The organism is Paenibacillus sp. BC26 (assembly GCF_900116125.1).
Classification (GTDB): Bacteria; Bacillota; Bacilli; order Paenibacillales; family Paenibacillaceae; genus Paenibacillus_Z; species Paenibacillus_Z lignilyticus.
In genome coordinates this window covers 796,727-811,633 of record NZ_FPAD01000001.1, presented here as the reverse complement: position 1 = coordinate 811,633, position 14,907 = coordinate 796,727, and the positions used below count along the sequence as shown (strand labels likewise).

Genomic DNA, 14,907 nt, shown 5'->3' with positions numbered 1-14,907 from the left:
CCTCCTCACTTCAAACCGGAATGCGCCATCGTATCCATTACTTTGCTTTGCATGAATATGAAGATGGCCAAGTTCGGAATAAACATCAGAAGCGCTGCCGCCGCTGCCATCCCTTGACCGGCAATATTATTTTCCATCGCGGTAGTCGTCGTCAGCGTACTCATGTAGAAAGCGAACGTCTTCAGCGTTTCTTTGCTCATGAATAACGAAGAGGTTTCCGCATTGTTCCAAGCCAATTGGAACGATAGAATCGCTACGGTCGCAAGCGCCGGCATAATCATCGGAATAACGAGCTTGCGGAATACGTAATAATCGTTCGCTCCGTCAAGCTGCGCTGCCTCGATGAGCGCATTCGGGATTTGATCGACGAATTGCTTGACCAGGAACACGCCTACCGGCAAGGAAAGCATCGGCAAGATATGACCTAGGAAGTTATCCGTCAGCCCGAGCTTCTCGATGACCAAATAGCGCGGAATCGTAACCGCTGCCGGTACAAACATCAGCGCGATGATGTTAACCTCGAAGACGACCTTCTTCATCTTGAATTCTTTTTTCGACAACGCGAACCCGGTCATCGAACAGATCACGATGGACAGGAAGACGACTGAGCCTGTCACAAGGATGCTGTTGAACAAATATTTCGTCTTCGGCACCGCTGAAACGTCGCCGACGCTGAACAGTGTTGCGAAGTTGCTCCACGTCGGATGCTGAACAAACAGCTTCGGCGGATATAGAAACAGTTCGTCTACAGGCTTAAGCGCCTGAGAGAAAATAAATATAATCGGCAAGATCATAAACACGGACAGCGATACGAGGAAGAGAAAGAATTTCCATTGCCCGAAGCTGAACCGATCCGGATTGATTTTATTACTATGAAAAGAAGCCATTTACGCAATCACCTTCTCCCAATTCGTGATACACTGCGGACTTAGTCGGAGTCGCCGAACAAGCGCCAGCACAGTTTAGAAAATCCGTAAACAATAATGAGCAAGACGACGGAAACCGCAGAAGCGTAACCCATGTCATAGCGCAGGAAACCATAGTCCTCGATATGATTGATCATGAGCTGCCCGGCATTTTGCGGTGTAGGATTGGCGCCTGAGAGCTGCACGCCAATGGCTCCGGCTTGGAATGTACCGACGACAGCCATAACGGCCCCGAAGAGCATTTGCGGCTTCATGCTCGGAATGGTGATGTACCAGACCTCTTGAAGACGGTTGCGAATGCCATCGATATAGCCGGCTTCGTACATCTCGCCGTTAATGTTGAGGATACCTGCGAGCATCGCCAGGAAGCCGACGCCCATACTGTTCCAGAGCGATACGGTCACCATGATCGGCATCAGATAATGCGGCGATTGTGTCCACTGAATCGGCTCGTTGATAATCGCCAGACTCATTAAGAAGTGATTCAAATAACCGGAAGCATTACCGCTGAAAATAACGAGCCACACGACAGCCATCGCTACCGCTGCCGTGAGCGATGGCGAATAGATCGCCAATGCGATAACGGTACGTGACTTCTTCGGAATTTGCGCCAGCAGCCAGGCGAGCCAGAAGGATAATAAATATCCTCCCGGGCCGACCAGAAGCGCAAATTTAAGCGTATTGGGCAAGACGAACATCATGAAGGCATTATCTTGCGTAATCAGGTTTACATAGTTGGTCAGTCCGATAAACTTAGGCGTTTGGATCGAGTTGAAATCGGTAAACGACAAGTAAATGGCAGAAACGACCGGAACTACGACAAGCAATGTGAAAATGATAAAAAACGGACTAATGAATACAAAGGCGTTAAATTCGTTTTTTATGGCTTTTGCAGTCGCAGGCTTCACTTTTCATCACCTCGTTTGGCCATGTCTGACATATTCGGCATAATCGGCACATAGAGCGGTTTGACAACCTTCCCGTTCTTGAGATAACCGAAATCCGTAAGCTGTTTCTTAATTTCGCGATTGCCGTTAATGACGGCGTCTTCCATCGCCCTTCGCGCATTGTAGCCGTCGAAGACGACCTTATTCCAGGCGTCGCTTATTTCCCGCTCGACCATGTAATCGCCGAAGAAGCGAGGAATATCCCATAACCATTTCCATTGCTCTTGAATGACTTCAATATCTTCCTTCGGCCAGGAAAGCTGGCTGAACGCTTCAACATTGGCCGTATTCCACTTGTAAGTCGGACCATAGATCGCTTCCAAATTGTTGCCGAAGCGAACTTGAGCCTCTTCGGAGGTCCACCATTTCAGGAACTCCCACGTGTTGTCTTTCTTCTTGCTGCTGTTGAACATAATCGCTGTTGCACCCGTTCCCGGAGCAGTCCGGTTTACGACGCCGTCCTTGCCTTTGACACCAGGGTAAGGAGCGATTTTCCACCAACCGGCAAGCTCGGGAGCCGCCGCTGTCAATTGGATATAAGTAGAGACATCAGCAATACCGATCGGCAAGCTTCCGTCGCGGAACTGGTTATAGAAGCTCGGTACCTGAAGCGGAACGCTGTATACCGTAAACATGTCCGTCATTTGCTTCAATCCCGCCAATGCCTCATCCTGATCGATCGCGGTGCGGAGGCCATCATCGGTGTACAGCTTGCCGCCTGTTTGATAAATAAACGGAACGGTGTTGTTATAAGGCTTGAATCCGCCCGTTTGCGACAGCGGCAGGTAGAAGTTCATCCCGAAACGCTGCAGCTCCGGCAAGATTTGTTTTACCTCGTCCATCGTATCGGGAACAGGAATATTCAGCGCATCTAGAATATCCTTCCGATAGAACAGCACCCAGAAGCTCTGTGTTTCCGGTAATGCATACAGCTTCTGATCGAAAGTGACCGGAACCAAGGCACCCGGCGAGAACCGTTTCTGCACTTCGTCAAAGCCTTCGAATTGATTCATGTCCGCTAACGCTCCGCGCGCGGCAAGGCGGAAAGGAATGTAGTTGCTGACGCCGAGTGCCGCGTCTGGCGCATTGCCGGCAGCGCTGGCAAGTACAAGCTTTCCTTCATCCGGCATAATGGAGAGCGTTACTTTAATGCCTGTTTTCTTCGTGAATTCTTGATTAATCAGCTGCTGCATCTGAGTCACGTTCTGACGCGAACGGTTGACCCATACTTGCACGGCGTCTTTATCGTCAGCGTTTACTTTGGAGTAATCGCGCGTGAACGATTTGAAGAACGCGCCGATGCTGTTCCATAACGATTTGAAGAAACTCGCCTTCTCGCTTGGCAGCTTGCTGTCCGAATAAATATAGAACCGATCCAGCTGGAGCGGCTGTCTTGGCAGCTTCGTGTTGATGACACCTAGCGTCTGCAGTACAGAGCCTGAACCTTCCGACAGTCGGTTAAATTGATACGGGATTTTCTCCGGTTCCTTCGACATTCGCTCCAGCGTTTCCGCCGCAACGAGCAAATTACTCGCTTGGTCCGGATTAGCGCCCGCAAGCTTCTTCAGCGCGGCGTATTGCTTGCGCAGAATCGAAGCGAAGCCTTCCAGCTTCTGCGGCAAATCAGGCATCTGCTTCGTAATGTCCCAGTCCCGATTCACGTCCATCGTATTGCCGGTCGCCATCTTAATCTCTAGCGCCAATGTGTTGATATCCCACATGACATTTTTAATCGTTTGAATGACTTGTCCATAGGGAGCAGCGTCGGCGCGGAGCGAAATTTCATGTTCTCCCGCTGTAAGCGCGAATTGATACGCTTTGCCGTCTTTGCCTGACAAGACCTCATTACGCCATTCATCCGTGTACGGGAAGGCGTACTCGTTCACTTCTTTGAATGGCACTTTGCCATCTATCATTAAAGTGCGATATACGGGCATGCTCGTTTTGCCTGTCTGCAAATACTTGAATGCCAGTTGGTAAGAGCCCGCCTTATCCACTTTCACTTTCCAAGTAGCCCGCTGTCCGCCCACTTGCCACGCCTGTTCGTTCTCTTCGGCATTTCCGCTGGTTGCAATCGTTTCTCCACCGAGTGTATTTAACGTGACTTTACCGTCTCTATGAGGAACAACAGTTGCATCTCCGCTTGCAATCGCGCGAATCGACGGCTCCGATTTCGAAATCGGATGCTCGGCTTCCACGACAAGGATGGATGAGTCCGCTTTAGACAAGCTGTTTGCTTTCGCATATTGCTCGTACTGCGGCAGTACTTCCGGAGAAGAAATGACGATTCGGCCAATTAGCGCCGCTTCGCGCAAATTCATAAGTTTGATGTTGTTCGTGCCTTGTTTCAGATAGAACCGCAGCGGTTCCGCCGTGAAATAACTCGCATCCATCAATGGAGCCGTTTGCCATTGCTTAATTTGCTTCTGGCTTGCCGGCGTCTCATTCCCGAGCGCATCTCGGTCGAATGTCGCGTTCTCATCTGTCCACAGCTTCGGTAGCACAACTCTTCTGGATTCGAAAAACGGATATTTTCCGTTTACTTCAATAGCCCGCTCAATCGGAATAATTTTATCCGATGTCGAGTAATAGTCGATATTAATTTGATAGAGCCCATCTTGAGGCGCAGTTACATTCAAATCGATCGCATCTAAGTCATCTGTCCATGAAAACACCGGCTCATCGTAGCCGTTCGAATCCGAAGTCAGTGAAGCCTTGCCGTTCGGCGTTACAAATTGATTAGGATGAATAATGATATCCGTTGCCGCGTCTTTGATCCCTTTGGCCTGCCATGCTTTGAGCACGTCGCTGTAGGCATCCTCTACGACCTTCTTAACAGGGGAGTCTTCTTCCTCGTCGCCTGCCGTGTCCTTTACTTCGTCCTGCTTGCCGGCACCCGAAGAAATTTCGCTGCCGCCACCGCCAAATAAACCATCCAAAATATCGTCATTATCTTGTTTATCTTTGTCAGGCGCAGCAGCCTCATCAGCCTGCGCGATGGAACGACCATCGAAGGAAACAGGTACTGTTGTCGCCAGGAGCGAAACAAATATAATTGCAGCTAATAATGGTTTGAACTTCATGCTTTCACCCCAGTAGAACAATTTTTCCTCCCCTAAGAGGGGAGGAAAAATTGTGATTACTTGCTTTTATTTTGTTGCTTCGGTAATTTTAGCCATCGCGTTGTTGTAGTACTCCATCGATTTCTCTTGAAGCTCTGCAGCTACGTCTTCCGGTCTTGCTTCGCCTTTTTGGAACTTCTCGTTGTACTTGTCTTTCACTTTGGATGTGAAGTCCGCAAAGCCCGGTTGGTATTTGAAAGTTTCAAGCACGCCGGTTGGGATCGATTTAACGATATCTTTAACGCCCGGCGTTACGAAGTCTTGCGCCAACCATGCTTCCCATACAGTTGGATCGTTAACAAGCGGCATGGAAGCTAGAGGAGACTCGTCTTTAATACGTGCCAACCAGCCGTCTTTGGAATAAGTCATCCATTTCAGGAACTCAACAGCTTCTTTCTTATGTTTCGAGCTCTTCGTTACGCCTGCATAGTCCGTTACGAGTCCGGCTTTTTGTTGTTGACCGTCATAGCCCGGAACCGGAAGGATATCCCAGTTGAATTTCAAGTTTTGTTTGTACCAAGTCAAGCTCCAAGTTGCATCGAACACCATACCGACTTTACCGATGTTGAAGCCGCTGATGTCTTTGCCGTACCATTTGTCTTTTTGTTCTTTCTTATAGCTTTGAAGCGACGATTTGTCTTTCATACCGAAGTTCGTTGCCCAGTTAACGGCTTGCGCCCATGCCGGGTTCGTGTAGTTATACTGCGTGCCGTCCCATGTCGAAGCGCCCAGCGTATTATCGATGTTAGGGATCAATACGTCAGCCATGCCCGCTGCACCATCTATACCGAATTGCTGTTCGTTAAAATTCGTAAGCTTCTTGGAAATATCCTCGAGATCAGAAACGGTCCAGTTAGCGCTAGGAATTGGAATATTCGCTTTTGCAAACAAATCTTTGTTAATGTAGACGCCCCATGAGAAGAGTCCGTGCGGCAATGCAAATTGCTTGCCGTTATATTTACCTGTGTCGGCCAAGTTGCCGTAAATTTTATCAGGAGCAAAATCAGGATCTTGTTCCAGGTAAGGAGTCAAATCTTCAAGCCAGCCGCTGCCTACAGCGAGAGGCACGTTAAACAACCAAGTTACGTCGGGAAGTTTGTTAGCCGCTGCTGCAGCTGCCAATTTCTCATCCCAAGGCCAATCCATCGATTTATCGATTTGTACTTTAATGTTCGGGTGAGCGGCTTCGAATGCTTTGATACGTTTCATCTCAGCACCGTTGTCTGCTTTATCGCCCCAAGTTCCGTATGTGATCGTTACAACTTCATCCGTTGCGGCAGGCTCTTCCGCAGCCGGCTCTTCCGCTGGCTCCGTAGTCGTGTTTGTCGCCGTATTATTCGTCTCTGTTGTGTTGCCCGTATTTGTGTTCGTTGCTGTGTTGTTCGCAGTGTTGTTGCTGCTGCCGCAGCCGGCAAGTACAAACGATACAGCCAGTACCATTAGAAGCAACATGCTAATTGACTTTTTCATTCCAATTCTCCCCCAGCTCGTGAATGTAGATTTGGTGATTCTTAGTCGACTTCCCCATTAACACAATCAAGCTTGACTTGCTCCTTTACTGCCCGGTTAACCCTGGTTTCGCCTCCCTTCATGGAATATATAGCTTTCTTCATTCTCATTGTGAGTGCCCTTGAATCCACAGGATTGTCGAATGACCAGCTGTGTGGGAAGCAAGATGGAGTTCTCTTCCTTCTGCACATTGAACACGAGCTGTGTGGCAATCGCTCCCATTTCATATTTAGAATGGCCGATTGTCGTTAACGAAGGTCGAACGAACGGTCCAAAACTAATGTTGTCAAAGCCTACGACGGCAACATCCTCCGGCACTCGAACGCCGCCTTCGCGAAGCGCTCGCATAGCGCCGATCGCCATTTCATCATTCGCTGCGAAGATGGCATCCGGCAGCCGTTTGCATGCCATCATGACCTTCACCGTCTGATAGCCGCCAGCTTCCAAGTAACGCCCTTGCAGGCTGATCTTTGGCGGGACATGCAAGTTATGCTCCGTTAGTGCGCGCTTATAGCCGTCGTAACGTTTGGAATTGTCATATGCTGCGAGCGGCCCGCTGAGGAATTCAATTCTCCGGCGTCCCAATTTAATGAGATGCGTAACCGCATCATAAGCACCTTGTTCGTTCGTGATTAGCACGCTGTGTACGTAATCGCTCTTAAGCTCTCGGTCGAGTACGACGATCGGGAATGACTCAGCCGCTACCTGAAGAATTAAACTGTCCGGTATCGCTGTACCCATAATAATGGCGCCATCCACGAACTTTTCTCTCAGAAACCGATTGGCCGAGCTGTTCTCACCGCCATATGTACTGCAAACAATGAGATTGTAATCATGCGAAGCAACAACTTCCTGTACACCTTCGATGACTTGACTATAGAAAGGTCCGCCCAGATCATTCAGGAACAGTCCGATCGTTTCACTCTTGCGCTTCTTCAAATTTCGTGCCGCGCCGCTTGGCCGATAGCTTAACTCTTCTGCGGCTCGAATTACTTTCTTTCGCGTTTCCTCACTGATCTTCGGTGAGTTATTCAGTGCGTAAGAAACAGTTGATACGGCAACTCCGGCCATTTTCGCAACATCTTTGATCGTAGCAGCCATCATCAATTCCACCTCTGGTTCAGCCTGTTGAAACGTTTCGAAAGAATAAAGTAAAATTCCCCCATATGAAACGCTTACATTACTTATCAGCGCTCAGACTTAAATTCACAGTCATAGAGGGGATATTTATTTAAAGAACTACCCTTTTCACTCGTAGAAACGTTTCACAAACACATAATAGCACAGATTTTTGGAAGTGAAAAGGCTTTCAACAAATAAAATAGATCTTTTTTTTGTTAGAAATTTGTTAGTTCCTGGCTTGAATTCCCAAATGAATATCTAACAGCGTCGAAACGATTCGATAGAAAATGGAAAAACCCCCGAAATATCGGGGGTTTTCCGCAAGATGATTTAAATGACTTCGAATTGCCCTTCCAAACCTTCCGCGCTGCTTGGGCCGATCCAGAGCTTAAACTTCCCTGGCTCTACCACGAATTGATGCTCTTGATTAATAAAACCGAGCTCTTTCTTCGCCAGCTGGAACGAAACGGTCGTGCTTTCGCCGGCTTGCAGCGTAATTCTGCGGAAGCCCTTTAGCTCTTTCACAGGCCTTGTCACGCTTGCTGCCTCATCGCATATATACAGCTGTACGATTTCGACGCCTTCGCGAGTTCCCGTATTTTGCACCTTAGCAGATACGTTCAGCGTTTGGCCCAGCGGAAGCTCGGCTTGCTCGATCTGCAGCTCTTCATAGCTGAAGCTTGTATACGTAAGACCATGGCCGAACGGGTACAACGGTGTGATATCGGCATCGACATAACGTCTCATATGCGGTCTGCCTGTTTTCTTCGCGTTGTAGTAGATCGGCACTTGGCCTGCATGTCTTGGGAACGTGACAGGCAGCTTGCCGCTTGGGCTTGCTGCGCCAAACAAGATATCGGCAATAGCCGGGCCTGCTTGCACGCCGAGCTGCCAAGCTTCAACGATAGCCGGAATATTCGCATCCGCCCACTCCAGCGTAAGCGGACGTCCGTTTGCAAGAACTAAGACAACCGGAACGCCGGTCGCATGAATGGCTTCAAGCAGCTTCTGCTGGCTTGCCGGAATATCAAGCGATACGCGGCTGTTGTTCTCGCCGCTCATATCGGCATTCTCGCCAACTACGAGTATGGCGATATCACTGCTGAGCGCAACCGATACCGCTTGCTCGAGCTCTTCGGCCGTTCCATCAAGCACGCCTGAACCCCGCGCATACACTACTTCGGTTTGATGCTGATGGGCAAGTGCCCGAATGCCCGCCAATACGGTAGTGACATCTTCCGGTCTTCCTTGCCCGCGCCAGCAGCCCAGCTGTGCCTCGCGATCATCGGCAAACGGACCGATAACCGCCAGCTTGCGGACAGACGGCTTGAGCGGAAGCGTGTCGTTCTCGTTCTTAAGCAGCACGATCGATTGACGCGCCATTTCACGCGCGGTTTCCATATGCTCGGCATGCAGCATAAAAGTGCCTGCCAATTTATTGTCTACATAAGGATGCGTGAACAGGCCAAGCTGATGCTTCACGCGCAGAATACGGCGAACGGCATCATCAATCTCGCTCTCGTTAACCTCGCCTTTCTCAATCAACGCAGCCAGATGCTCATGATAGATGAGGGAGTGCATGTCCATGTGCATGCCTGCTTTGATCGCTTGCAAGCCGGCTTGCTCACGGGTTGCGGCATAGCCATGCTGAACAAGCTCATCTACGGATTCCCAGTCGCTGACGACGAAACCTTTAAAGCCCCACTCATCCTGCAGCACGTCCTTGAGCAACCAGCGGTTGCCGGAAGCCGGTACCCCGTTAATTTCATTGAATGCCGCCATAATCGTGCCTGCCCCGGCATCAAGTGCCGCTTGAAACGGCGGGAAGTACGTTTCGCGCATGCGCGTCTCCGACACGTCGACCGTGTTGTAGTCGCGGCCGCCTTCCGCAAGTCCGTATGCGGCAAAATGCTTCGGACAAGCCATTACATGCGGCCGGTCCGTCCAATCATTTCGCTGAATCCCTCTAACGCGAGCTCCGGCAACGGAAGAAGCCAGGTAGGTATCTTCCCCTGCCCCTTCCGCGATTCTTCCCCATCTTGCGTCGCGGGCGATATCCACCATCGGCGCAAGAATCCAGTTGATGCCGTCCGATGAAGCTTCCCGTGCCGCAATCGCTGCCGTTTCTTCCAGCAGCTCCGGATTCCAGCTGGAAACCTCAGCAAGCGGAATCGGGAAAGTCGACCGATAGCCGTGAATGACGTCATCCGCGAACAGCAGCGGAATACCCAGTCTGGACTCTTCAATCGCAATACGCTGCAGCTCATTGACCGTATCCGCTCCGCGAACGCCAAGAATGGAGCCTACCATGCCTTCTTCAATCAGCTCGCCATCGGACTCTTCGTCAAATGTACCCAGCTGCGTCAATTGGCCGATTTTCTCCTGCAGCGTCATCTGCGCAAGCAGCGACTCGATTGCGGCTTCCTTCTCCTCATCCAACAGGAATGGGGTTTTCTTTATGTTGCTATCCATAGTAAGCCGCCTTTCTATTCGAGTTCCGCGATGCAAGACTTCAGATAGGCGATCGACTTGGCAGTCGCTTCTGCGAGAGTACTCTTCGCGCCTGTGCCTTCCTCATGCACCAGCTCGAATGTCAGCCAGCCTTTATAATCGATGTCGGATGCCGCTTGCAGCAGCTCTTTCATGTCGATGTCACCAACAGTGAGATCCTCGCTGTAGATGCGTCCGTTCTGATTACGGAAGTGGAAGGCATAAATGCGATCCGAATACGTCCGAATCATGTCCACGGGGTTCAAACCTGCAACGTGCGCCCAGCCCGTATCTACGCAAAGACCTACTTCTTGGCTTGCGTACTCGATAACGGCACGCAGATCGCCTTCCGCGTTGTGTTTGTCCGAAGCATGGTTGTGCAAGCTGACTTTAAGACCCAGACCGCTGACAGCTGCCGCGATGCGGGACAAATTGTCGCCGATTTGCTTGAATTCTTCTTCCGTCTTCGCCTGCGGAGCATCCCAGCCGCCCTTCGGATCGGCATTAATGACGAGATCCGTTCCGCCTGCTTCCGCTACACGCTTAGCGACAGGTATAACCGTTTCTTCCATGTTCAACGTTTCGAACGGCTCATGCAGCTGCAAACCAACGTATGCACCGGAAATCGCTAAACCGAATTGTTTCGCCAGTGCTGCCAGCTCCGGAGTTGGATCCAGCTCAAGCGCATTCATGCCTGCTTCCGCGCAGTTGCGGAAAATTTCTTCCATGGACGGGTCTTTGCCATCCTTCCAATATTCACACTGGTAGCCATAAAGCCCCGTGGAGAAGCCTTTATTCGTAATCATGCTTATTTCCTCCTCAGTACAACTGCCTGTTGACTTGCAGCAGCATCATAGATCGATTGTAAACACAAGAAATTGAAGACAGCCTGTTCGTTCACTACCGCCGGCGACTGCTGTCCTTTCACTTTCTGATAGAAGAAGTGAATCGGATGGTCCATATAACCGATCTGACCTTCGTACGGAATCGTATTTTCGTTAGTTATAACTTCACCATTCTTGTCCGATTTAACCAGAACTTGGTCGGTCTCGAAGTACGGCGACCATTTGACTGCGCCTTTCGTGCCTTCGATTTCGACCGTGTAATACGGTTCGCCATGCGTACAGGAAGCGCGCTCGTATTGGACCCAGACCGATTTGCCGCTGGCTTGCTGGAATTTCAGCATAGCGCCTACGTGACCTTCGATGTCATACACGACATCCTTCGGATCAATGTCGGTTTCCGGCTTCGCTGTCCAAGCAGAAGCAACCTCAACGCTCACCGGCTGCAGCATATCATTCAGAAGCGTGAAATCGTAAGGACCCCAGTCCATGACGATGCCGCCTGCGGCTTTGGATTTATCCAAGAACCAGCGGCTCTCGGGTTGATGCTCAATACCGGGACGACCGCGTTGACCGCGGAATACGAACGAAATTTTGTACACATCGCCGAGCTCGCCCGAATTCAAAATGCGTTTCACTTCATCCGTCTTCGGTACCTGCAAGAATCGCACACTGCAGCAGCCGAGCATGCGGTTATTCGCTTTGGCGATTTCAAGCAGCGCTTCTGCTTCTTCGCGATTCATCACTAGCGGTTTCTCGCATAGCGTATGACGTCCGGACTCCAGCGCCATTCGCGACAACGGAAAATGGGTAAACGGAGGCGTGCCGACGATTACGATATCGTCTTCACGCGGCTCCTCGTTCAGCATTTCCTTAGCATCGGTAAACGTCGTAACTTGCGGGAAGCGCTCAGCGAAGCTCGCAAGCGCCGCTGGGTTCGGATCCGCAACTTTGATCTCAATGACTTCTTCGCCTTCGATCTTGTAAATCGCTTCGGCGTGGGTCCGGTTAATAACACCGGCCCCAATTAAATAGAATCGCATGATTGAGCGAGTCCCCTTCCTATTCCCAAGGCATTGCTACTGGTTGACCAATGCGGAAGTTACGGTATACTTCTTTTTCTTTCGCAGTCATCGCATCGTAGGTTTCGCGCGGAATTGGAGTATGCGTGCTGGAATTGTACCAATGACGGTTGAAGATCATAGCCAGGTTCGTACGACGATCGTCGGAACGGTTCGGCGTGCCGCGGTGCCACATACGGATATCGCGGATAACGATGGAGCCTGCAGGCATGAACACTTTCTCCGAAAGCATGCCTTCCGCTGCGCGAACGATGTGCAGGTTCGGGTTGATGCTGCCATCAAGCGTATCGTGGTTCGCATTGTCCGGATTCAGGTGTGTACCGCCCGGCCATATTTCAAGCGGACCGTTCACTTCGTTTACATCAACAAGCGGAATGTTCACGACAAGGCTGAACGCCGGAAGCGGAATTGTAAGCTCCGGGAACAACGGCATGATGTCGCAATGTACAGCTTGATAATCGGAACCCGGCATAGGTGTATCGGATGCAAAATACGAACAGTGGAAGCCTCTGCCGAGCACTTTCTCGATAACGCTCATTACAATCGGGTGAGCGATAACTTCGCTGTCATTGAATGGCGCCATGAAAGGCAGGAACATTTGTGCACGGTTGGTACCTGTGTTGTAACCGCGTTTGTCGATAAACTCGTCGAAGATCGGATCGAATGAGTCCCGGATTGTTTTGATTTTCTCGTCGCTAAGTACTTTCTCAAACAAAATATAGCCGTTAACTTTCACTTGCTCTGCTGCTGTCTCCAATGTTTCCGGGTTAAGCTGTCCAGTTGCCAATTCTTGCTCTGTCAATTTGATTCTCATATCCATCGTCTCCTTTAGATGTGTTGTATAAGATCAATGGCGGTTAGCCAACGATTCCAATCCGATAAGTACGGGGGCAAAAGCCGCGGAAGCCACATTATCCCTCGATTAGCATCGACATCCGGAACTGCAGATATGCGGCGCCAACAGAATAGAAGCTTCATTTCTCCGACGAAGCAGCCACTCTCACAACTTCATAACCTGTGAAAGTTGATAAGCTATCATGGACCGTCCCCTATCGGACCTACCATGACGCTGTCAGCTCCCTATGAATAATATACATGTTTTTGGCGACAAGTGAAACGTTTCGACAAATTAATTAAGACAGCCATAATTGACCGCAATTAGCGGGTGTGAGGAAGTCGGTTAGAGCGGCGATTATACTGGTCATTTCACCGATGAGCGGCTACCAACTCCTGAAAGCGTTATCTTACTTCACAAATCAGGATATTGGCAACTGCTGAAATGCAGCGAATGGAGGAGAAAAATGAAGGGTAACGAACCCTACAGCTCTTATTTAATGTAAAAACGCCCAAAAACCCTCGCATAGTGCCGCTGCGATTGGTTAGAGCATTTCATAATCCCCACACATTCTCATTCTGCATTCGCCATTCACCTTTCACGCAGTCAACCTTCCACGCTTCTCTTTCAGCATGTTTCGAAATTCTAATAAATCGTACAGGCCTTATTCGGCCGAAAATCGGGGCTTGGAGATTCTAACGAATCGTACAGGTCTTATTTGGGGAAAAGCACCTCCATTTCATTCAAAAACCCCTAAATAAGGCTTCTACGATTCGTTAGAATTTTTTCGGAGCTAATTCGGCACATATAAGGCTCGTACGATTCGTTAGAACGAATCCACCATGACCTCCTCCATCCACCGGACCTCCGGGAAACAACACAAAAAGACCATCCTCCACTCAGGATGGTCTTCGTCTCGAACTCGATTAGTAGAATTAGTTCTTTAGATCGCTGGCATGACGTTTCCGCCGCAAACGGGAATATAAGCACCGGTAATGAATCCGGCCAGATCGGAAGCCAGATAGGCGACAGTGTTGGCAATATCCTGATCTGTTCCTCTCCGCTTCAACGCAACGCTTTTCTCATAACCTTCACTGCGCTCTGTGCCATTCGCACGGTCGCGGTCGGAAATCGTCCACCCCGGAGCTACTTGGTTAACCGTAATCTGATGTCTGCCAATCTCCTTGGCCAGAATCCGATAAACGCCGTCCATCCCCCGTTTGCCTGCGACATAAGCGGATTGGGTTTCGAAGTTTTGCATCGCACATTCGGTGTTGATGCCGATGAACCGGCCAGCTTGTTTCTCAATCATGGCCGGCGCAAAAGCTTTGGCCAAGTATACGCTTTGCATCACGCAGGATTCAAACTGGCTGCGATAGTCCTCAGGCGCCTGTTCCAGAATCGATGTCCAGCTATATTGAATGACGGCATTCGCGACCACGATATCCACATGGCCCAGCTCTGCGTTCACTTGATCTCTCATGGCAACAATGGCATCCAAATTCGTAATGTCCGCTTGGACAATAGCAGCGCGTCTGCCGGTGGCGATGATTTCTTTCTGCAACTCCAGGGCTTGTCCCTCGTTACTGTTATAATGAATCGCAACATCCGCCCCACATGCGGCTAATGTGCGAACCATAACTCTGCCTAGTTCTCCGGTTGCCCCGGTTACGAGCGCAGTGCGCCCGGTCAGATCGATTCCAATCATGACTGTGCCTCCTCTTCTTCTTCCGGCAAGGTTGCGGCTGCTGCGTCAATCAAGCTGTCAAACAGATCATCATCCTGCTCGATGGCAGCTTCAACTGCATTGATTTGCTCCTCGGAGCCGGGTTCTTTCGCGAATAACAAGCTGTAATCCCATGTCGTACCGCGCAGACTGTTCAGCTGGAGCGTAATTTCGTAGGGATGTTTATGGCCTTCGACCTCGAATTGGACGCTTCCTTTGTACCCATTTTCCTTGTCGTGCGTCATCGCTGCGTGAATAATCGTAATGTTCATCGTTCGTTAACCTCCAAAATGGTGGACATGCTTC

11 protein-coding genes are annotated in these 14,907 nt (G+C 50.1%); all 11 read right to left on the bottom strand.

Annotation, left to right across the window (positions count from 1 at the left end):
* Window positions 1–5: 5 nt before the first annotated feature.
* Window positions 6–887, bottom strand: coding sequence for a carbohydrate ABC transporter permease (locus BM412_RS03405; protein ID WP_091213980.1), 882 nt, complete (start codon window positions 885–887; stop codon window positions 6–8).
* Window positions 888–928: 41 nt separating this feature from the next.
* Entirely contained in the window at window positions 929–1,834 is a 906-nt protein-coding gene (locus BM412_RS03400; protein WP_091213977.1) for a carbohydrate ABC transporter permease, read from the bottom strand.
* Window positions 1,831–4,956 carry an extracellular solute-binding protein gene (locus BM412_RS03395; RefSeq protein ID WP_143111555.1) on the bottom strand — a complete coding sequence of 1,042 codons (3,126 nt, stop codon included), beginning with the start codon at window positions 4,954–4,956 and terminating at the stop codon, window positions 1,831–1,833. The genes BM412_RS03400 and BM412_RS03395 overlap by 4 nt, the downstream gene beginning before the upstream one ends.
* Window positions 4,957–5,022: 66 nt before the next feature.
* The gene (locus tag BM412_RS03390; RefSeq protein ID WP_091213971.1) at window positions 5,023–6,465 is read right to left on the bottom strand and encodes an extracellular solute-binding protein; all 1,443 of its coding nucleotides are present in this window, start codon (window positions 6,463–6,465) and stop codon (window positions 5,023–5,025) included.
* Between the two features lie 96 nt (window positions 6,466–6,561).
* Complete coding sequence (locus BM412_RS03385) at window positions 6,562–7,605, bottom strand: LacI family DNA-binding transcriptional regulator (RefSeq protein WP_091213967.1); 1,044 nt, start codon at window positions 7,603–7,605, stop codon at window positions 6,562–6,564.
* Window positions 7,606–7,956: 351 nt separating this feature from the next.
* Entirely contained in the window at window positions 7,957–10,098 is a 2,142-nt protein-coding gene (bglX, locus tag BM412_RS03380) for a beta-glucosidase BglX (RefSeq protein WP_091213964.1), read from the bottom strand.
* Window positions 10,099–10,112: 14 nt separating this feature from the next.
* Window positions 10,113–10,922: a sugar phosphate isomerase/epimerase family protein gene (locus BM412_RS03375; RefSeq protein ID WP_091213962.1), complete on the bottom strand. Its 810-nt coding sequence runs from the start codon at window positions 10,920–10,922 to the stop codon at window positions 10,113–10,115.
* Between the two features lie 2 nt (window positions 10,923–10,924).
* Entirely contained in the window at window positions 10,925–12,001 is a 1,077-nt protein-coding gene (locus BM412_RS03370; protein WP_091213959.1) for a Gfo/Idh/MocA family protein, read from the bottom strand.
* 19 nt (window positions 12,002–12,020) lie between these two features.
* Window positions 12,021–12,854, bottom strand: a complete 834-nt coding sequence (locus tag BM412_RS03365) for a phytanoyl-CoA dioxygenase family protein (protein WP_177245639.1) — start codon at window positions 12,852–12,854, stop codon at window positions 12,021–12,023.
* 964 nt (window positions 12,855–13,818) lie between these two features.
* Window positions 13,819–14,583 carry an SDR family NAD(P)-dependent oxidoreductase gene (locus BM412_RS03360; protein ID WP_371264706.1) on the bottom strand — a complete coding sequence of 255 codons (765 nt, stop codon included), beginning with the start codon at window positions 14,581–14,583 and terminating at the stop codon, window positions 13,819–13,821.
* On the bottom strand, window positions 14,580–14,873 hold the full coding sequence (locus BM412_RS03355) for a hypothetical protein (protein WP_091213954.1): 294 nt from the start codon (window positions 14,871–14,873) through the stop codon (window positions 14,580–14,582). Before BM412_RS03355 ends, BM412_RS03360 begins: the two co-directional genes overlap by 4 nt.
* Window positions 14,874–14,907 lie beyond the last annotated feature (34 nt).